Below are 18939 nucleotides of genomic sequence, written 5' to 3' on the forward strand. Positions count from 1 at the left end.
CTGCTCGCTCTGCATGATGTTGCCGCACGAGACGACCGGATTGAGGCTGCAGCCCGGCGTGAAGTCCGGGTCCTCGAGGAGCTTGAACTTGTCCAGCGTGATGACCCACGCCGCGAGCAGACCCGCCGCACCCGTGATCACCAGAAGCAGCGCGAACGCACGGCTCCCGCCGACACCGGGCGGCGCGTCCGTGCCGCCCCGCTCGCGATCGTGGTCGGAGGGGCGGCTTTCGCTTGCCGGGGTCGTCTTGCTCATCACGCCGTTCCGTCGCTTGTGGGGGCCTGCGGGCACGGACATTGTGCCGCACGCGCGCGTGTGTCCACCGTTCGATGGACATAAGGAGGTACGCACGGAGGTCCCGGAGCGTTCGCTCCGCCGCGACGCTCGACGGCATGACGACACACGAGGGCACGACGACGGACACGGCCGGGCTGGCGGTGGACGTCCGGGGACTGCGCAAGCGCTACGGCGAGGTGACGGCCCTGGACGGCGTCGACCTGGCCATCCGGCACGGGGAGGTCTTCGGCATCCTCGGCCCCAACGGGGCGGGCAAGAGCACCACGGTGGAGATCCTCCAGGGCAACCGCGCGCGGGACGGCGGCGAGGTCTCCGTGCTCGGCGCCGACCCCGCCTCCGCGGGGCGCGCGCGGCGTTCACGCGTCGGGGTCGTCTGGCAGGACGAATCGGCGCCCGCCGAGCTGACGGTGCGCGAGACAGTACGTCAGTTCGCCCGCTACTACCCGAAGCCGCGCGACCCCGAGGACGTCATCGCGCTCGTCGGCCTCGAGGAGAAGGCGGCGAGCCGCATCAAGAGCCTCTCCGGCGGCCAGCGCAGGCGCCTCGACGTGGCGCTCGGCGTCATCGGCGACCCCGGGCTCCTGCTCCTGGACGAGCCGACGACGGGCTTCGACCCGGCCGCGCGGCGCCAGTTCTGGGGCTTGCTCCGCAGGCTCGCCGACGAGGGCACGACCATCGTGCTCACCACGCACTACCTGGAGGAGGCCGAGGCACTGGCCCACCGGCTCGCGGTGATCGCCGCGGGGCGGGTGGTTGCCGAGGGCGAACCCGCGGCCCTGCGCCGCCGGTACGGGACGGAGGCGACCGTCGAGTGGACCGATCCGGACGGGACCCCGCGCGGCGAGCGCACTGGGACCCCGACGCGGACCGTCGCCGAACTGGCGTCCCGGTTCGACGGGGAGGTCCCGGGGCTGCGCGTCAGCCGCCCCACCCTGGAAGACGTATACCTGCGCCTCACCGGCCAGGAGGGGCAGGACGGGCAGGACGTTCAGGGCTCTCAAGAAGGAGGCGCGCGATGACAGCGACGGCGACCGGCACAGGCGTACGTCCCGCCGAGCGCAGCACCCCGCGGCTGCCATCGGCCTGGGTGCTCGGTCTGCATCAGGGCGCGCTGGAGCTGAGGGCTTTCGCGGAGTGTTCCTGCCCGAGTCGGCGAGCGTCCTGGAGCAGGCGGGGAGTTGGGAGTATGGACGCATCGCTCTGGTGCTCGGTGCCTGGTGCGTCGGAGGATTGGCGCTGTGTCTGCTGACCTTCCGGTGAAGGAACGGCGCGACGGATGACCGGGCCGTTCCGGGCCGCGCGACTCGAACATCTGGCAGCGCAGCTTCCGGCTCTGGGACTCGTACTTCGCCGTGGTCTGGGCCGCCACCCTGGTCTTCATGCTCGGCACGGCGGGGCCGGGGGGCCCGTCCGGCTCACGGCGGCGGGGATTCTGCTGCTCCTCGTCCCCTGGTACGTGGGGCTCGGGCGCTGTGTCCTGGTGACGGAGGGCGCCGACGAACGACGGGCGCTCGTCTACATCGCGGGGGCGGTCGCGCTATTCCTTGTGTCGGGCGTGCTGGTCGGCCAGACGCGTCTGATGACCTTCGCGCTGATCCCGCAGTGCTTCATCTGTCTGCGGATGCGCCGGGCGCTCGTGGCGGTCACGGTCATCAACATCGCGCCGGTGGCGGGCTGGGCCCTGCTGTGGCGGCCCTCGTCGCAGGTCATCTTCTACCACGCCGTCTTCGCCGTGGTCACGCTGGTCTTCTCGGTGGCGATGGGGAGCTGGACCGTCCGCATCATCGAGCAGAGCGTCGAACGGGCCGACCTCATCGCCGACCTGGAGACGAGCCGGGAGGAGATCGAGCGGCTCTCCGCCGAGCGCGGCGCCCTCACGGAACGCGAGCGCATGTCGCGCGAGATCCACGACACCCTCGCCCAGGGCTTCACCAGCGTCCTCATGCTCGTCCAGGCGATCGACGCCGAGCTTGAGCGCGATGTGCCCGCCGCCCGCCGCCACCTGGAGCTGATGGAGGCGACGGCACGGCAGAACCTCGCGGAGGCGCGGGCCCTGGTCGCGGGCCGTGCCCCCGCCGATCTGGACGGCGGTTCGCTGCCGGACGCGCTGCGGCGCCTCGCCGACCGGCATGGGGCCGAGCTCGCCGTGACGGGGGACGTGCGCCCGCTGCCGCCGGGCCTGGAAGTGGTCGCCCTGCGCTCCTGCCAGGAGGCCCTGGCCAACGTGCGCAAGCATGCGGGGGACGGCGCTTTCGCGAGCGTCGCCCTGGCCTACGCGCGGGGCTCGCTCTCCCTCGCGGTGCGGGACTCCGGGTGCGGCTTCGATGCCGGCGTGCCGCACGAGGGGTACGGCCTGCCCGGGCTGCGGGCGCGGGCGGCCGAGTTCCGCGGCACCGCCGAGGTGACGAGCGGACCGGGCGACGGCACCACCGTCACCGTCCTGCTCCCGATCCCGCTCTCCGAGAGGAGCGCACCGTGATCCGCATACTGCTGGCGGACGATCATCCCGTCGTACGCGAGGGGCTGCGCGCCATGTTGAGCGCCGAGCCGGACCTGGACGTCGTAGCGGAGGCGTCGAGCGGGCCCCGCGCGCAGGCGCTGGCCGCCGAGCTGCGGCCGGACATCGTCCTGATGGACCTGCGGATGCCGGGCGGCGACGGGGTCGAATCGATCGAGCGGATGGCGGCCGCGGGGCTGCCGTGCCGGGTCATCGTCCTGACGACGTACGAGACCGACCGCGACATCCTGCGGGCCGTGGAAGCGGGTGCGGCGGGCTATCTGCTGAAGGATCTGGCGCGGGGGGAACTGGCCTCCGCCGTCCGGGCGGCGGCACGCGGGGAGACTGTCCTGGCCCCCTCGGTGGCGGCCCGCCTGGTGGACCAGCTGCGGACCCGGCCGGAGCGGCCTCGGCTGTCGGAGCGCGAGACGGCGGTGCTCCGGCTCGTCGCCGAGGGGTGCACGAACGCGGAGATCGGGCGTCGGCTGTTCGTCGCGGAGTCGACGGTGAAGACGCATCTGCTGCGGGTCTTCGGGAAGTTGGGGGTCGACGACCGGACGGCGGCGGTGACGCATGCGCTGCGGCAGGGGTTACTGGACTGAGTCTCTCGCCCCCTCCGCCCCGGACCCCGCTCCTCGAACGCCGGAGGGGCTGAAAATAGCCTGTCCGGCGTTTGAGGACGAGGCCGTTCAGGCCGATCCGGGGGTCTGGGGGCGGAGCCCCCGGGGACGGGACGGGCAGGGGCCGGGGCGGCGGAGACACCGCCCCGGAGTCAGCTCAGCCGGGCCTTCAGCTCGCCCACCAGTTCGTCCACGGCGACCGCCGCCTGCTCCCCGGACTCCATGTCCTTCAGCTGCACGACGCCCTCGGCGAGATCCCGCTCGCCGGCGACGACGGTGTACCGCGCGCCCGAGCGGTTGGCGTTCTTCATGGCGCCCTTGAGGCCCTTCCCGCCGTACGAGAAGTCCGCCGCGACCCCGGCCTTGCGCAGCTCCGTCACCTTGGCGAACAGCACCCGCCGGGCCTCGTCGCCGAGCGGCACCGCGAACACGCTGGTCGCCGAGGGCAGTTCGAGCTCCACGCCCTCCGCCTCCAGGGCCAGGACCGTGCGGTCCACGCCGAGCGCCCAGCCGACGGAGGGCAGCGAGGGGCCGCCGATCATCTCGGACAGGCCGTCGTAACGGCCGCCGCCGCCCACCGCGGACTGCGAGCCGAGGCCGTCGTGGACGAACTCGAAGGTCGTACGGGTGTAGTAGTCCAGGCCGCGGACCAGCTTCGGGTCGTCCTCGTACGCGACGCCCTCCGCCGTCAGGAGCTCACGCACCTGCTCGTGGTACGCCTGGCACGCGTCGCACAGGTAGTCGCGCAGCATCGGGGCACCGACCAGCTGCTTCTGGACGTCGTCGCGCTTGTCGTCCAGGACCCGCAGCGGGTTGATGTCGATACGTCGACGTGTCTCCTCGTCCAGGTCGAGCCCGCGCAGGAAGTCCTGCAGCGCGGCGCGGTAGACGGGGCGGCATTCCTTGTCGCCGAGCGAGTTCAGCAGGATGCGGAACTGCCGCAGCCCGAGGGCGCGGTACGCCTGGTCCGCGAGGATGATCAGCTCGGCGTCCAGGGCCGGGTCCTCGGCGCCGATCGCCTCGGCGCCGACCTGCGAGAAGTGGCGGTAGCGGCCCTTCTGCGGGCGCTCGTAGCGATAGTACGAGCCGGAGTACCAGAGCTTGACCGGGAGGTTGCCCGCCTTGTGCAGGTTGGCCTCCAGGGCCGCGCGCAGAACCGATGCCGTTCCCTCGGGGCGCAGGGCGAGCTGGTCGCCGCCCTTGGTCTCGAAGGCGTACATCTCCTTGGAGACGATGTCGGTGGACTCGCCGACGCCGCGCGAGAACAGCTCGACGTTCTCGAAGCCGGGGGTCTCCACGTAGCCGTAGCCGGAGTTCTTCAGCGGCGCGGAGATGGCCTCGCGCACCGCCAGGTACTTCGCCGAGTCCGGGGGCAGCAGGTCGTAGGTGCCCTTGGGGGCCTTGAAGGTGCTCACGGGTTTTCTCTCGTCACATTCCTCGTCGGGGAGCGTCGGCTCCCTGGCCGGCGGCCACCTGGCGCAGATACGGGTTGGTGGCGCGCTCACGGCCGATGGTCGTGTGCTCGTTGTGACCGGGCAGGACCACGGTCGAGTCGTCGAGCGGCAGGCACACACGCGCCAGCGATTCGAACATCTCGTCCTGCGATCCGCCGGGCAGGTCGGTGCGGCCGATGGAGCCGGCGAAGAGCAGGTCGCCCGAGAAGAACACCGAGGGAACCTCGGCGGACTCGGGGAGCCGGAACGTCACCGACCCCTTCGTATGCCCCGGCGCGTGCGCGACGGAGAAGTCAAGTCCGGCGAGCTTCAGCCGCGCGCCGTCGGCCAGCTCCTTGACGTCGGAGGGCTCCCCCACGGTCAGTTCGCCGAGCAGCTGCGCGCCGAAGGAACGGCCTATGGCCTTCTCCGGGTCGCTCATCATGTACCGGTCCTCGGGGTGGATCCACGCGGGCACGTCGTGCGCGCCGCAGACCGGCACGACCGAGGCGACGTGGTCGATGTGGCCATGGGTGAGGATGACCGCGACGGGCTTGAGCCGATGCTTCTCGAGCGCTTCCTCGACTCCCTCGGCGGCCTGGTGGCCCGGGTCGATGATCACGCACTCCTCGCCTGCGGCGGGGGCGACCAAGTAGCAGTTGGTCCCCCAGGCCCCGGCGGGAAACCCGGCAATGAGCACGATCGTCCTTCGTTCGTCGTCCGGCGGAGGTGACCGCGCAGGTCGCGGCAGATCAGAGCCTACCGGCGCTCCCGATTCCACAGCTAACCCATATACGGTACGGGGCACACAGAAGCGGTCATCCACGCAGAGGAGAGAGAACCCGGTGGTCAGCAACGATCAGCGGCGGCGTCAGCTCGCCCGGGAGAAGTTCTTGCGGCAGCAGCAGCGCCGGGAGGCCGCGCGGCGCAGGGCGCGGATGCGCAACGCGGTGATCGCCTCGGCCCTCGCGGTGGTCGTGGCCGGTGGCGCGGTCTCGTACGCGGCGGGTGCCTTCGACGACGGCGGCACGTCCGAGAACGCGGCGAACACGAACGCGAGCCCCACCACCAAGCCGGATCCCTGCGAGAAGCCCGCGAGCGGCAAGGTGAAGCCGCTCAGCTTCAAGAAGGAGCCGGCGATGACGATCGACAAGTCGGCGGACTACGCGATGAAGCTGAGCACGACCTGCGGCGACATCGACCTCGACCTGTCGGCGTCGAAGGCCCCGCACACGGTCAACTCCTTCAACTTCCTGGTGAACAAGGGCTACCTCGACCACACGAAGTGCCACCGACTCGTCACGGGCGGCATCTACGTCCTGCAGTGCGGCGACCCGGAGGGCACCGGCGAGGGCGGTCCCGGCTACTCGATCCCCGACGAGAACCTCAAGGACAAGAGGCTCAAGGGGAACGTGTATCCGACGGGTACGGTCGCGATGGCCAACAAGTACAAGGCCGCGGAGAAGAAGGGCCGGGACTCCGGCGGCAGCCAGTTCTTCCTGGTCTACCAGGACAGTCAGCTCCCGCCCGACTACACACCGTTCGGGACCATTTCCGATTCCGGTATGAAGGTGCTCAAGAAGATCGCCGATGCCGGCGAGAGCACCGGGCGGGGCGACGGCGCCCCGAACGCGACGGTCGTCATCAACAAGGCGACCGTGTCGAAATCCTGACCGCCCGCGGGCAAACTTCGGACGCGCGGGATGCGGACAGCCGCCCCGCGCGTCGCCTATGTTGGCGGAGACGAAACTGTGGACGATGCCGGGGGCCGGGGGCCCTGCACAGGCATCATGTGGAGGAGGCGCTGTGAGCAGCGACCCGTGGGGCCGCGTCGACGAGACGGGGACCGTGTATGTGCGCAAGGCCGACGGCAGCGAGCGCGAAGTCGGTTCGTGGAAGGCGGGATCTCCTGACGAGGCCCTTGCCTACTTCGAGCGCAAGTACGACGGTCTGGTCGTCGAGATCGGACTTCTCGAGCGCCGGGTGAAAACGACCGATCTGTCGGCCAAGGACGCCATGACCGCCATCGAGCACCTGCGCCAGCAGGTGGACGAGGCACACGCGGTCGGCGATCTGGACGCCCTCAGCACGCGTCTGGACAAGCTCGTCGAGACCGTCGACGCGCGCCGTGAAGAGCGCAAGGTCCAAAAGGCCAAGCAGTCGGACGAGGCGAGGCACGCCAAGGAGGCGCTGGTCGTCGAGGCCGAGGAGCTCGCCCAGAGCGAGCAGTGGCGGGCGGCGGGCGAGCGGCTTCGCGCCCTGGTGGACACCTGGAAGGGTCTGCCGCGCCTGGACCGCAAGTCGGACGACGAGCTGTGGCACCGCTTCTCGCATGCCCGCTCGGCGTTCTCCAAGCGGCGCAAGGCCCACTTCGCCTCGCTCGACGCCCAGCGCGAGGAGGCCCGCAAGACCAAGGAGAAGCTGGTCGGCGAGGCCGAGGCCCTCTCCAACTCGACCGACTGGGGTCCGACGGCCGCGCGCTACCGCGACCTGATGACCGAGTGGAAGGCCGCGGGCCGCGCCCAGCGCGAGCACGAGGACGACCTGTGGAACCGCTTCCGCGGCGCCCAGGACGTGTTCTTCGCGGCGCGCAGCTCGGTCTTCGCGGAGCGGGACGCCGAGCAGACGGAGAACCTGAAGCTGAAGGAGGAGCTGGCCGAGGAGGCCGAGAAGCTCGTCCCGGTCAAGGACCTCAAGTCGGCGCGCGCGGCCTTCCGTGCGCTCAACGAGCGCTGGGAGGCCATCGGCCACGTCCCGCGTGACGCACGGCCGAAGGTCGAGGGCCGGATGCACGCGGTGGAGAGGGCCCTGCAGGACTCCGAGGAGGCCGAGTGGCGCCGTACGAACCCTGAGGCGCGGGCGCGGGCCGAGGGTCTGACCGGCCAGCTGCAGGCCGCCGTCGACAAGCTGGTCGACCAGATCGAGAAGGCGCGCGCGGCGGGCAACAACGCCAAGGCCGACAAGCTCCAGAAGGAACTCGACGGCCGCCAGGCGCTTCTCGACCAGGCCCTCAAGGGTCTGCACGAGTTCGGCGGCTGAGTTTTCGCTCACTACGTAGAGGGGCTCCCGTACATCGCGTACGGGAGCCCCTCTACGTAGTGGACCGGTTTACGGCCTGCGCGCCGACGTCACCCTGTACACGTCATAGACGCCCTCGACTCCCCTGACCGCCTTGAGCACATGGCCCAGGTGCTTGGGGTCGCCCATCTCGAAGGTGAAGCGTGAGGTGGCGACGCGGTCGCGGGAGGTCTGGACGGCCGCGGACAGGATGTTCACGTGCTGGTCCGAGAGGATGCGCGTGACGTCCGACAGGAGGCGCGAGCGGTCCAGTGCCTCGACCTGGATGGCGACCAGGAAGACCGAGGACTGGGTGGGCGCCCACTCGACCTCGAGGATGCGCTCGGGCTCGCGGGAGAGCGAGTCGACGTTCACGCAGTCGCTGCGGTGAACGGATACGCCGCTGCCGCGCGTGACGAAGCCGATGATCGGATCTCCGGGGACGGGCGTACAGCAACGGGCCAGCTTGACCCAGACGTCCTCGACGCCCTTGACGACGACTCCGGGGTCGGCGTTGGCGCGACGCTTGCTGCGGCTGCGCGAGGGCGGTGTGCTCTCGGCGATGTCCTCGTTGGCGGCCTCCTCGCCGCCGAGCGCCTGGACGAGCTTCTGCACGACGGACTGCGCGGTGACATGGCCTTCGCCGATCGCCGCGTACAGGGACGAGATGTCGGGGTAGCGCATCTCGTGCGCGAGGGTGACCAGGGAGTCGCCGGTCAGGATGCGCTGGATCGGCAGGTTCTGCTTGCGCATGGCGCGTGCGATGGCGTCCTTGCCCTGCTCGATCGCCTCGTCGCGGCGCTCCTTGGAGAACCACGCGCGGATCTTGTTGCGCGCCCGCGGCGACTTGACGAAGCCGAGCCAGTCGCGGGACGGACCCGCGCCCGCCGCCTTGGAGGTGAAGACCTCCACCAGGTCGCCGTTGTCCAGGGTCGATTCGAGCGGTACGAGACGGCCGTTGACCCGCGCTCCTATGGTGCGGTGGCCCACCTCGGTGTGCACCGCGTACGAGAAGTCGACCGGGGTGGCGCCCGCCGGAAGCGCTATGACGTCGCCCTTCGGCGTGAAGACGAAGACCTCGTTGCGGGAGAGGTCGAAGCGCAGGGACTCCAGGAACTCGCTGGGGTCCTCGGTCTCCTTCTGCCAGTCCAGGAGCTGGCGCAGCCACGCCATATCGTTGAGGTGGTCGTCCTTGCCGCCGGCCTTCTTCGGTACGTCGGTGCGCACCTTCGAGGCACCGGCGACGGCCTCCTGCTTGTACTTCCAGTGCGCGGCGATGCCGTACTCGGCGCGGCGGTGCATGTCGAACGTACGGATCTGGAGCTCGACCGGCTTGCCGTTGGGGCCGATGACCGTCGTGTGCAGCGACTGGTACATGTTGAACTTCGGCATCGCGATGTAGTCCTTGAACCGGCCGGGGACCGGGTTCCATCGCGCGTGGACGGTGCCGAGTGCGGCATAGCAGTCGCGGACCGTGTCGACGAGGACGCGGATGCCCACCAGGTCGTAGATCTCGGCGAAGTCACGGCCGCGGACGATCATCTTCTGGTAGACGCTGTAGTAGTGCTTCGGGCGTCCGGTGACGGTCGCCTTGATCCGGGCGGCGCGCAGGTCGGCCTGGACCTCGTCGGTCACTATGGCCAGATACTCGTCGCGCTTGGGGGCGCGCTCGGCGACCAGGCGCACGATCTCGTCGTACATCTTGGGGTAGAGGATCGCGAAGGCGAGGTCCTCCAGCTCCCACTTGATGGTGTTCATGCCCAGGCGGTGGGCCAGGGGCGCGTAGATCTCCAGCGTCTCGCGGGCCTTCTTCTCCTGCTTCTCGCGCTTGAGATACCGCATCGTGCGCATGTTGTGCAGGCGGTCGGCGAGCTTGATGACCAGGACGCGGGGGTCCTTGGCCATGGCGACGACCATCTTGCGCACGGTCTCGGCCTGCGCGGCCTCGCCGAACTTGACCTTGTCCAGCTTGGTGACGCCGTCGACGAGCAGGGCGACCTGGTCGCCGAAGTCGCGCTTGAGGGTGTCCAGGCCGTACTCGGTGTCCTCGACGGTGTCGTGCAGGAGCCCGGCCATCAGGGTGGCGGGGTCCATGCCGAGCTCGGCGAGGATGGTCGTCACGGCGAGCGGATGCGTGATGTACGGATCGCCGCTCTTGCGCTTCTGGCCGCGGTGCCAGCGCTCGGCGACCTGATAGGCCTTCTCGATCTGGCGCAGCGTCGCCGTCTCGATCTTGGGGTCGTTGCTGCGCACTATCCGCAGCAAGGGCTCCAGGACCGGGTTGTACGGGTTCGAACGCTGGACGCCGAGGCGGGCCAGGCGGGCGCGTACGCGGTTGGAGGAGCCCGAGCGCTCGTTCTTGGCGGCGGTGGGCCGCGGCGTGGGCGTCGTGCTGCCTGCGCGGGCCTCGGTGGGCGGCTTGGACCGCGCGGGCTCGGCGGCCGGCCGCTCACGCCTGGCGCCGTCGCCGGGCGTGCTCGATGCGGGCTTGGTGCTGGGAGGCGTGCTCGCCTGCTTCGCCGGCGTCGCGCCCGAGGCGGGCGCCGGGCTCTTCGCGGGCGCGGCAGTGGAGGCCGCCGCCGCGCCCTTGGCCTGCTCTGCGGCCTTGGCGGCGGTGAGTGCCTTGGACTCGTCTGGCAAGAGGCGCTCCCTGTGCGTGCGCGATCCGGGTCCCCCGGTCAGGTCCCGAAGAGCCCATGGTATCGATCCTGGACCTTCGGCTCTCCCCCAGCTCGTGAGACTGCTCACTACGGGAGGGACGCCTGAGGTTCCACGCGGCGAACGACAGGCTTCTGTACTGGGAACACCCGAGGCGGGCGCCGGATTCCTCCGGGCCCGCCTCGGGTGTGCGTGGTGGCTGCTCAGACGGTGAGAAGGGCGTCCAGCGGGGCGCCCTCCAGCGCTGTCTCCAGCTTGGCGCGGCCCCCGAGGAAGCCGAGCTCCATCAGGACGGCCACACCGGCGACCTGAGCGCCCGCGCGGCGGATGAGCCGCAGGGACGCCTCGGCGGTACCGCCGGTCGCCAGGACGTCGTCGACGACCATGACGCGGTCGTCGGCGGCGAGGTCCTCGGCGTGCACCTCGATCTCCGCGCTGCCGTACTCCAGGTCGTACGACTGGGCGAGCGTCGCTCCGGGGAGCTTGCCCGCCTTGCGTACGGGGATGAAGCCGAGCCCGGCGCGCAGGGCCACCGGGGCGCCCAGGATGAAGCCGCGGGCCTCCAGGCCGACGATCTTCGTGGCGCCGTACCGCACGGCGAGGGCCGCGAGGGCCTCGGTGAGTGCGGCGAAGGCCTCCGGGTCCGCGAGCAGCGGGGTGATGTCCTTGAACATCACCCCGGGCTCGGGGTAGTCAGGAACGTCCCGGATGCGGCTGAGCAGCAGCTCCGTCGTGCCGGCGAGCTCGGTCATCGGCGCTTCCCCGAAGGACGGCCGCGGCCCCGGCCCCGCGAGGCCGGCTGGGTGCGCGGCCCGACGACGCCCGCGGGGGTGGCCCCCGCCGGCTCGTCGTCCTGCGGCTCGTCGTCCTCCTCGATCCGCGCGTCGCTCTCGCTCTCCACGGACTCGCCCTTGGCCGCGGCAGCGGCACGCTTGGCGAGGACGCGCTTCTTGAGCGCCTTCATCGCCGGCTCGGTCTCCTTGAGGTCGGCGACGAGCGGCGTGGCGATGAAGATCGAGGAGTACGCACCGGCCGCGAGGCCGACGAACAGCGACAGCGAGATGTCGTTGAGCATGCCCGCCCCGAGGAAGCCGCCGCCGATGAAGAGCAGTCCGGCGACCGGCAGGAGCGCGACGACCGTGGTGTTGATCGAGCGCACCAGGGTGCTGTTGATGCTGCGGTTGGCGACCTCGCTGTACGTCCACCGCGTCTGCTTGGTGAGGTCCTTCGACTGCTCCTTCAAGCTGTCGAAGACCACCACGGTGTCGTAGAGCGAGTAACCGAGGATCGTGAGCAGACCGATGATCGTGCCCTGGGTGACCTCGAAGCCCACCAGTGCGTACACACCGACGGTGATCGTGATGTCGTGGATCAGGGCGATCAGCGCGGCAAGCGCCATGCGCCACTCGAAGGCGATCGCCAGATAGATCACCACGAGGACCATGAAGATGATCAGACCCTGCCAGGCCTTCTGGCTGATCTGCTCACCCCAGCTGGGGCCCACGAGGTCGGCGTTGATGGACTCCGGCTTGAGGTCCATGTCCTTGGCCAGGTCAGCCTTGATCTGGTCGGACTTGGCGGTGTCCACGCCCGCGACCTGGATGCGCAGACCGCCCGAGCCGAGCTCCTGGACGAGCGCGTCGTGGCCGGAGGCCTCTTCCGCGTACTTCTCCGCCTGGGCCACCGAGACGCTGGTCTTCGGGGTGGTGAAGACGGCACCGCCCTCGAACTCGATGCCCATGTTCAGGCCGCGCACCGCCAGGCCGACGATGGCCGTGATGGTGATCAGGATCGAGATGCCGTACCAGATCTTGCGCTTGCCGACGAAGTCGTAGCCGACCTCACCGCGGTAGAGCCTGGCGCCGAGATTGCCGAGCTTCGACACCTCAGGCCTCCTTCGGGTCGACAGGGCCAGCGGCGGAACCAGTGGCACGGCGGGTGCGGCGCAGCGGGGGCTTGGCGCCGAGCCGCTTCGGGTCGAGGCCGGACCACTTGTGGCCGTTCGCGAAGAACTTCTTGCGGGCCATGAGGGTCATCAGCGGCTTGGTGAAGAAGAACACCACCACGACGTCGAGCAGCGTGGTCAGGCCGAGCGTGAACGCGAAGCCCTGGACCTTGCCGACGGTGACGATGAAGAGCACCGCGGCCGCCAGGAACGACACGAAGTCGGAGACCAGGATGGTGCGCCGGGCGCGCGGCCAGGCGCGCTCGACGGCGGGCCGCAGTGTGCGTCCCTCTCTGACCTCGTCCCTGACGCGTTCGAAGAACACGATGAACGAGTCCGCGGTGATACCGATGGCAACGATCGCACCACACACCGCGGGCAGGTTCAGGGTGAAGGAGATGGCCGGGCCGAGCAGCGTCATCAGGGTGTACGTCAGGGCGGCCGAGACCAGGAGGCTCGCGATGGCGATCAGCGAGAGCCCGCGGTAGTAGACCACCAGGTAGATGATGACGAGCGCGAGGCCGATGGCGCCGGCGATCAGACCGGCGTGCAGCTGCTCGCCGCCGAGTGCCGGGCTGACGGTGGTGACGCTCTGCTCGTGGAAGGTGAGCGGCAGCGCGCCGTACGACAGGATGTTGGCGAGGTCCTGCGCCGACTCCTGGGTGAAGCTGCCGGAGATCTCGGCGTTCGCGCTCAGGGTCGTGTTGACGCTGGGGGCCGAGGCCACCTCGCCGTCCAGGACGATGGCGAACTGGTTCATCGGCTGCTGCTGCTGCGAGAGCTTGCTGGTCGTCTTGGAGAACTTCTTCGAGCCGCTGCCCGTGAACTCCATGTTGACGACCCAGGCACCGCTCTGCTGGTTGATCGTCGCCTTGGCGTCGTCGACGTCCTTGCCGTTCAGTTCGGCAGGGCCGAGGACGTACTTCTCCCACTGACCCGCGCTGTTCTTGCCGCAGGCGATGGTCTGCTCGGACGGCTTGATGCCGTCGCCGACCTTGCCGCGCTGCGCCTTGTCGGTGCAGTCGAGCTCGGTGAACTTCTTCTGCAGCGCCGCGGTGGCCGGGTCCGCGGACGGGGTGGGCGTCGGCGCGGCCTTGTCCTTGTCGCCGCCCTTGTCCGAAGCCTTCGGGGTCGGGGTGGCGTCGGCCTTCAGGCCGTCGGTGACGGCGCGGCCCTGCGAGGTGGGCGAGGCGGTCGGGGTCGGGGACGCCTTGTCGTCACCCTTGCCGTCGCCCTGCTCGGTCGCCTTGTCCGGGTCCGCGGTGTCCTTGCCCTTGTCCTTGCCCTTGCCGGACGAGCTGGCGGACGGCTCGGGCGTGGGCTCGCCGCTGGCCACCGTCACCACGGGACGGAAGTAGAGCTGAGCGGTCGTGCCGACCTGCTCGCGCGCCTGCTTCTCGTTCGTGCCCTTGGGGATGTTGACGATGATGTTGTCGTCGCCCTGGGTCTGCACCTCGGCCTCGGACACACCCAGACCATTGACGCGGTTGTTGATGATGCTGACCGCGGTGTTCATGTTGGTCGGGTTGATCGCGCTCTTCTTCTGGCCCGGCTCGTCCTTCGCCTGGAGCGTGATGCTGGTGCCGCCGGCGAGGTCAATGCCGAGGCGAGGCGTCGTGTTCCCGGAGAGGAACATCCCCCCGGTGAGCGCCACGAGGGCGATCAGAATGAAGACCAATGAGCGGCCCGGCTTGCCCGGGGCGCTCTGCCTTCGGCCCTTCTTAGGTGCTGCCACCTTCTCGTTCTCCCTGTCCAACCGCCCCGGCGTCCGGTGCACTGCCCCTCACTGAACGGGGAGTTCCCGGGTCGGGCGGCCATGAAATGGTGTCGAGACCCGCCACGAAACCCACGCACTTCGGGGGCCGTGGCAGCGCGAGCGGCGCACCCCACGGACCCCGGTGGTGGTTACTTCGTGCCGGACTCGCCGTCGGTCTTCTTCGGCTCGGCGTCGTCGGCCTCGGGGGCGCTGTCCGCGTCCTTCTTGCCGAGGTCGATGGGCGAGTCGTCGGAAGCGCCGGCGGCGGGCTCGTCGGTCCCGGTGAGGGAGGAGGCGTCGTCCGGGACGACGGGGTCGTCCGACTTCACGGCACTCGTGCCGTGAACGATGCGGTTGTACTCGTCGTCCTCGAGGACGGCGCCCACGGCGTTCTTCGCGTAGAACGCGTGCACACCGGGAGCCACCTCAAGGAGGACGGCGTCGTCGTGAACCTCCTTGACGGTGGCATACATACCGCCGATCGTGCGGATGCCGGTGCCGGGCTGCATCTCATTGCGCATCTGCGCGGCCGCCTGCTGCTTCTTCTTGGCGGAGCGCGTCATCAGGAACATGGCCCCGATGAGCACGATGAAGGGGAGGAGGGTCACGATATTCACGGGACGGAGTTTCCTTCGCATGACCGCGCAGATAAGCGGCCTGATGGACGGGGGTGGGCACGCCGCCCACAAGGACGGCATCGGCGGAGTCTAAGCGAGTCCGCACCTAACGAACAACGCTCAGCATGGCACCGCAGTTCCTGACCGCTCCACTACGCGCGCCGTCACGCCCCGAACAGGTCCCCTTGTCCGATTCCGCCCGCCTGCCGCGGCGGCACAAGGCCGAGATGCGCCCATGCGGCGGGCGTACCGACCCGGCCGCGCGGGGTGCGCGCGAGCAGACCCTCCCGCACCAGGAAGGGCTCGGCGACCTCCTCGACCGTCTCGCGCTCCTCCCCCACGGCCACCGCGAGCGTGGAGAGCCCGACGGGTCCGCCGCCGAAGAGCTTGAGCAGGGCTTCGAGGACCGCGCGGTCGAGGCGGTCGAGGCCGCGGGCGTCCACCTCGTAGACCTTGAGGGCCGCGGCGGCGATCTCCCTGTCGATCTCTCCGTCGGCCTTGACCTGCGCGTAGTCCCGCACGCGGCGCAGCAGGCGGTTGGCGATGCGGGGCGTGCCGCGCGAGCGTCCCGCGATCTCGGCGGCGCCGTCCGGGTCGATCGCCACGTCGAGCAGCTGTGCCGAGCGGTGGATCACGCGCTCCAGCTCGGCGGGTTCGTAGAACTCCATGTGCCCGGTGAAGCCGAAGCGGTCGCGCAGCGGCGGCGGCAGCAGGCCCGCCCTGGTGGTGGCGCCGACCAGGGTGAAGGGCGGCAGTTCCAGCGGGATGGCCGTGGCGCCGGGACCCTTGCCGACGATCACGTCGACGCGGAAGTCCTCCATCGCCATGTAGAGCATCTCTTCGGCAGGCCGGGACATCCGGTGGATCTCGTCGAGGAAGAGCACCTCCCCCTCCTGGAGGGAGGAGAGGATCGCCGCGAGATCGCCCGCGTGCTGGATGGCGGGGCCGCTGGTGATGCGGATCGGGGCGCCCATCTCGGCCGCGATGATCATCGAGAGGGTCGTCTTGCCGAGCCCGGGGGCGCCCGAGAGCAGGACGTGGTCGGCGGTGGCGCCTCGCGCGCGGGCGGCGCGCAGGACGAGGTCGAGTTGCTCGCGGACCTTCTCCTGGCCGATGAACTCGTCCAGGTCCTTGGGGCGGAGGGCGGCCTCGACCGCCTGGTCCTCGCCGTCGGCGGACGCACCGACGAGCCGCTCGGCCGCGGCGGGTGCGGCAGTCGCGTCGTCGGTCGTCTCGTCCCAGTTCATGAGCTCGCCTCGCGATGTGGTTCTGGTGGTCGGGGGTCGGCGCGTCATGCGGAGGCGCTAGCGGGTGCGGTTCAGCGTCTGGAGTGCGGCCTTGAGGAGCTGGCCCACCTGCGGCTTCTCGGAGGCCTCGGCCTGCGGGGTGACGGCGGCGACGGCTTCGTCGGCCTCGCGCGTCGCATACCCGAGGCCGATGAGCGCCGCGTGCAGCTGATCGCTCCAGCCGGAGGTGACCGGGGTGCCGATCGCGGGGCCGCCGGTGCCGATGGGCTCGCCGAGGCGGTCCTTGTACTCCAGGAGCAGCTTCTGGGCGCCCTTCTTGCCGATGCCCGGCACGGCGGTGAGCGCCTTCTCGTCTCCGGTGGCGACCGCGCGGCGCAGGGCGTCCGGGCTGTGCACGGCGAGCATGGCCTGCGCGAGACGCGGTCCGACGCCGCTCGCGGTCTGCAGGAGCTCGAAGGTCTGGCGCTCGTCGTCGTCCGCGAAGCCGTACAGCGTCAGGGAGTCCTCGCGCACGACCAGGGAGGTGGCGAGCTTGGCCTGCTGGCCGACCCGGAGCGTGGAGAGGGTGTTGGGCGTGCACTGGACGGCCATGCCGACGCCGCCGACCTCGACCACCGCGGTGTCGGGGGCGAGGGCGGCTACGGGGCCGCTGACGAAGGCGATCATGCGGTACGGCCTTTCTGTGCCGGGGTGGTGCGCGATGCGTGCAGGGCCGCGGCCTGCTGGAGGCGGTTTTGGGCGACGGCCTGCTGGAGGCGGTTCTGGGCGGGGGCGCGCCAGATGTGACAGATGGCGAGCGCGAGGGCGTCCGCGGCGTCGGCGGGCTTGGGCGGTGCGTCGAGCCGCAGGAGGCGGGTGACCATCGCGCCGACCTGTGCCTTGTCGGCGCGACCGCTGCCGGTGACGGCGGCCTTGACCTCGCTGGGGGTGTGCAGGGCGACGGGGATGCCGCGGCGCGAGGCGCAGAGCATGGCCACGGCGCTCGCCTGGGCGGTGCCCATGACCGTCCGTACGTTGTGCTGGCTGAACACCCGCTCCACCGCGAGGACTTCCGGGTCGTGCTCGTCGAGCCACTGCTCGATGCCCTGCTCGATGGCGACCAGGCGGTGGCCGAGCTCGGCGTCGGCGGGCGTACGCACGACGCCGACTCCGCGCATGGTGAGCGGTCGTCCGGCCACGCCGTCGACGACGCCGACACCGCACCGGGTGAGCCCGGGGTCCACCCCCAGTACGCGCATGCGCGCCCCTCCCCTCGTCGCGGCAGCGATCTTTGACTTCACGCCAGGCTATCCGCTGCCACCGACAACAGCGGCGGGCCGGTGGACGTGTGTCCCATCCGGCCCGCCGAAACCGCTCAGCTCGCGGGAGCGTTACGCGTCGACCTTCTCCATGACCTCGTCGCTCACGTCGAAGTTGGCGAAGACGTTCTGGACGTCGTCGCTGTCCTCGAGCGCGTCGATGAGCTTGAAGATCTTCCGCGCGCCCTCCTCGTCCAGTTCGACCTGCATGGTCGGGACGAAGTTGGCGTCGGCGGAGTCGTACTCGATGCCGGCGTCCTGGAGCGCGGTACGGACCGCGACCATGTCGGTGGCCTCGGAGAGCACCTCGAAGGACTCGCCGAGGTCGTTGACCTCTTCGGCGCCCGCGTCCAGGACAGCGCCCAGGACGTCGTCCTCGGACAGCTCGCCCTTGGGGACGATCACGACGCCCTTGCGGTTGAAGAGGTACGAGACGGAGCCCGGGTCGGCCATGGAGCCGCCGTTGCGGGTCATCGCCACGCGCACGTCCGATGCCGCGCGGTTGCGGTTGTCGGTGAGGCACTCGATGAGCACCGCGACGCCGTTCGGGCCGTAGCCCTCGTACATGATCGTCTCGTAGTCGGCGCCACCGGCTTCGAGACCGGCACCGCGCTTGACCGCGGAGTCGATGTTCTTGTTCGGGACCGAGCTCTTCTTGGCCTTCTGGATGGCGTCGAAGAGGGTCGGGTTCCCGGACACGTCGGCGCCGCCCGTACGGGCCGCGACCTCGATGTTCTTGATCATCTTCGCGAAGAGCTTGCCGCGCTTGGCGTCAATCACGGCCTTCTTGTGCTTCGTCGTAGCCCATTTAGAGTGGCCGGACATCTGCCTGTCTCCTTCGCGTTACCCAACCTGTACGAACTCCCCCGGACCTCGAGAACCCGGGGGGACCCCCGGATCCTACAAGGATCCGGCCTCCGTGTTCCCACGCACCATCCCGACGAACAGCTCGTGCACCCGGTGGTCGCCCGTCAGCTCGAGGTGGAACGACGTCGCGAGCGCGTTGCCCTGGCGCACGGCGACGATGTGTCCCCCGTGCTCCGCGAGCACCTCGACGCGCGCGCCGACCGACTCGACCCAGGGGGCGCGGATGAAGACGCCCTCCACAGGGTCGCCGTCGATGCCCGCGATGTCGACGGCCGCCTCGAAGGACTCGTTCTGCCGCCCGAAGGCGTTACGGCGCACGATCATGTCGATGCCGCCGAAGGTCTCCTGCTCCGAGCGCGGATCGAGGATCTTGTCGGCCAGCATGATCATGCCCGCGCAGCTGCCGTAGACCGGCATGCCGTCCCGCACGCGCGCGCGCAGGGGCTCCATCAGGCCGAAGAGGACGGACAGCTTGGAGATGGTGGTGGACTCGCCGCCGGGGATGACGAGGCCGTCCACCTCCGCAAGCTCTTCGGGACGCCGGACCGGCCTGGCCACGGCGTCCGCCGAGGCCAGGGCGATCAGGTGCTCCCGTACGTCGCCCTGGAGTGCAAGGACGCCGACTACAGGGGTGTCATTCATCTGTG

General features: G+C 70.1%; 18 protein-coding genes and 1 pseudogene. 6 read left to right on the forward strand and 13 right to left on the reverse strand.

Annotation, left to right across the window (positions count from 1 at the left end; translation table 11 throughout):
* Nucleotides 1–255, reverse strand: a 255-nt coding sequence (locus IE226_RS19065; RefSeq protein ID WP_308429495.1) for a vitamin K epoxide reductase family protein, incomplete at its 3' end; no start/stop codon positions are given.
* Nucleotides 256–392: 137 nt separating this feature from the next.
* Between IE226_RS19065 and IE226_RS19070 the strand changes: the two genes are divergently transcribed.
* The 4 genes and pseudogenes from IE226_RS19070 to IE226_RS19080 all read left to right on the forward strand — a co-directional run bounded on the left by IE226_RS19070 (nt 393) and on the right by IE226_RS19080 (nt 3396).
* Nucleotides 393–1316 carry an ABC transporter ATP-binding protein gene (locus IE226_RS19070; protein ID WP_190082499.1) on the forward strand — a complete coding sequence of 308 codons (924 nt, stop codon included), beginning with the start codon at nt 393–395 and terminating at the stop codon, nt 1314–1316.
* Between the two features lie 100 nt (nt 1317–1416).
* Nucleotides 1417–1577: pseudogene (locus IE226_RS44120) on the forward strand (ABC transporter permease); the annotation flags it as partial.
* On the forward strand, nt 1574–2776 hold the full coding sequence (locus tag IE226_RS19075; protein WP_373306993.1) for a sensor histidine kinase: 1203 nt from the start codon (nt 1574–1576) through the stop codon (nt 2774–2776). The pseudogene IE226_RS44120 and the gene IE226_RS19075, both read left to right, overlap by 4 nt.
* Nucleotides 2773–3396 carry a response regulator gene (locus IE226_RS19080; protein ID WP_190082500.1) on the forward strand — a complete coding sequence of 208 codons (624 nt, stop codon included), beginning with the start codon at nt 2773–2775 and terminating at the stop codon, nt 3394–3396. Before IE226_RS19075 ends, IE226_RS19080 begins: the two co-directional genes overlap by 4 nt.
* A gap of 170 nt (nt 3397–3566) precedes the next feature.
* On the opposite strand, the gene hisS is transcribed toward IE226_RS19080, so the two are convergent.
* On the reverse strand, nt 3567–4829 hold the full coding sequence (hisS, locus tag IE226_RS19085; protein WP_190082501.1) for a histidine--tRNA ligase: 1263 nt from the start codon (nt 4827–4829) through the stop codon (nt 3567–3569).
* A gap of 13 nt (nt 4830–4842) precedes the next feature.
* Nucleotides 4843–5547 (reverse strand): MBL fold metallo-hydrolase, encoded by a 705-nt coding sequence (locus IE226_RS19090; protein WP_190082502.1) that lies wholly within the window; start codon nt 5545–5547, stop codon nt 4843–4845.
* A gap of 145 nt (nt 5548–5692) precedes the next feature.
* Between IE226_RS19090 and IE226_RS19095 the strand changes: the two genes are divergently transcribed.
* Together IE226_RS19095 and IE226_RS19100 are read left to right on the forward strand one after the other, a co-directional pair.
* Nucleotides 5693–6520 (forward strand): peptidylprolyl isomerase, encoded by an 828-nt coding sequence (locus tag IE226_RS19095; RefSeq protein ID WP_190082503.1) that lies wholly within the window; start codon nt 5693–5695, stop codon nt 6518–6520.
* Between the two features lie 133 nt (nt 6521–6653).
* Entirely contained in the window at nt 6654–7886 is a 1233-nt protein-coding gene (locus IE226_RS19100; RefSeq protein ID WP_190082504.1) for a DUF349 domain-containing protein, read from the forward strand.
* A gap of 69 nt (nt 7887–7955) precedes the next feature.
* On the opposite strand, the gene IE226_RS19105 is transcribed toward IE226_RS19100, so the two are convergent.
* The 10 genes from IE226_RS19105 to pdxT form a co-directional block, all read right to left on the reverse strand.
* Nucleotides 7956–10544: a RelA/SpoT family protein gene (locus IE226_RS19105; RefSeq protein ID WP_190082505.1), complete on the reverse strand. Its 2589-nt coding sequence runs from the start codon at nt 10542–10544 to the stop codon at nt 7956–7958.
* Between the two features lie 221 nt (nt 10545–10765).
* The gene (locus tag IE226_RS19110; RefSeq protein ID WP_190082506.1) at nt 10766–11314 is read right to left on the reverse strand and encodes an adenine phosphoribosyltransferase; all 549 of its coding nucleotides are present in this window, start codon (nt 11312–11314) and stop codon (nt 10766–10768) included.
* On the reverse strand, nt 11311–12447 hold the full coding sequence (secF, locus tag IE226_RS19115; RefSeq protein WP_190082507.1) for a protein translocase subunit SecF: 1137 nt from the start codon (nt 12445–12447) through the stop codon (nt 11311–11313). The genes IE226_RS19110 and secF overlap by 4 nt, the downstream gene beginning before the upstream one ends.
* Nucleotide 12448: 1 nt before the next feature.
* A complete protein-coding gene (secD, locus tag IE226_RS19120; protein WP_190082508.1) occupies nt 12449–14242 on the reverse strand; it encodes a protein translocase subunit SecD in 1794 nt (597 codons plus the stop codon).
* A gap of 170 nt (nt 14243–14412) precedes the next feature.
* Nucleotides 14413–14880: a preprotein translocase subunit YajC gene (gene yajC, locus IE226_RS19125; protein WP_190082509.1), complete on the reverse strand. Its 468-nt coding sequence runs from the start codon at nt 14878–14880 to the stop codon at nt 14413–14415.
* A 164-nt stretch (nt 14881–15044) separates the two neighbouring features.
* Complete coding sequence (ruvB, locus tag IE226_RS19130; protein WP_190082787.1) at nt 15045–16127, reverse strand: Holliday junction branch migration DNA helicase RuvB; 1083 nt, start codon at nt 16125–16127, stop codon at nt 15045–15047.
* A 57-nt stretch (nt 16128–16184) separates the two neighbouring features.
* Nucleotides 16185–16793, reverse strand: a complete 609-nt coding sequence (gene ruvA, locus IE226_RS19135) for a Holliday junction branch migration protein RuvA (protein ID WP_190082510.1) — start codon at nt 16791–16793, stop codon at nt 16185–16187.
* Nucleotides 16790–17365, reverse strand: coding sequence for a crossover junction endodeoxyribonuclease RuvC (ruvC, locus tag IE226_RS19140; RefSeq protein WP_190082511.1), 576 nt, complete (start codon nt 17363–17365; stop codon nt 16790–16792). Before ruvC ends, ruvA begins: the two co-directional genes overlap by 4 nt.
* A 132-nt stretch (nt 17366–17497) precedes the next feature.
* Nucleotides 17498–18250: a YebC/PmpR family DNA-binding transcriptional regulator gene (locus tag IE226_RS19145; RefSeq protein ID WP_190082512.1), complete on the reverse strand. Its 753-nt coding sequence runs from the start codon at nt 18248–18250 to the stop codon at nt 17498–17500.
* A gap of 75 nt (nt 18251–18325) precedes the next feature.
* On the reverse strand, nt 18326–18934 hold the full coding sequence (gene pdxT, locus IE226_RS19150; protein WP_190082513.1) for a pyridoxal 5'-phosphate synthase glutaminase subunit PdxT: 609 nt from the start codon (nt 18932–18934) through the stop codon (nt 18326–18328).
* Between the last annotated feature and the right edge of the window lie 5 nt (nt 18935–18939).

Source organism: Streptomyces longisporoflavus (genome assembly GCF_014649775.1).
Lineage (GTDB): Bacteria > Actinomycetota > Actinomycetes > Streptomycetales > Streptomycetaceae > Streptomyces > Streptomyces longisporoflavus.

Excerpts from the sequence above, each read along its gene's own strand:
- IE226_RS19070 (WP_190082499.1), top strand. The coding sequence starts at position 393 with ATGACGACACACGAGGGCACGACGACGGACACGGCCGGGCTGGCGGTG.
- IE226_RS19075 (WP_373306993.1), top strand. The coding sequence starts at position 1,574 with ATGACCGGGCCGTTCCGGGCCGCGCGACTCGAACATCTGGCAGCGCAG.
- IE226_RS19110 (WP_190082506.1), bottom strand. The coding sequence starts at position 11,314 with ATGACCGAGCTCGCCGGCACGACGGAGCTGCTGCTCAGCCGCATCCGG.
- ruvB (WP_190082787.1), bottom strand. The coding sequence starts at position 16,127 with ATGAACTGGGACGAGACGACCGACGACGCGACTGCCGCACCCGCCGCG.
- ruvA (WP_190082510.1), bottom strand. The coding sequence starts at position 16,793 with ATGATCGCCTTCGTCAGCGGCCCCGTAGCCGCCCTCGCCCCCGACACC.
- ruvC (WP_190082511.1), bottom strand. The coding sequence starts at position 17,365 with ATGCGCGTACTGGGGGTGGACCCCGGGCTCACCCGGTGCGGTGTCGGC.
- IE226_RS19145 (WP_190082512.1), bottom strand. The coding sequence starts at position 18,250 with ATGTCCGGCCACTCTAAATGGGCTACGACGAAGCACAAGAAGGCCGTG.
- pdxT (WP_190082513.1), bottom strand. The coding sequence starts at position 18,934 with ATGAATGACACCCCTGTAGTCGGCGTCCTTGCACTCCAGGGCGACGTA.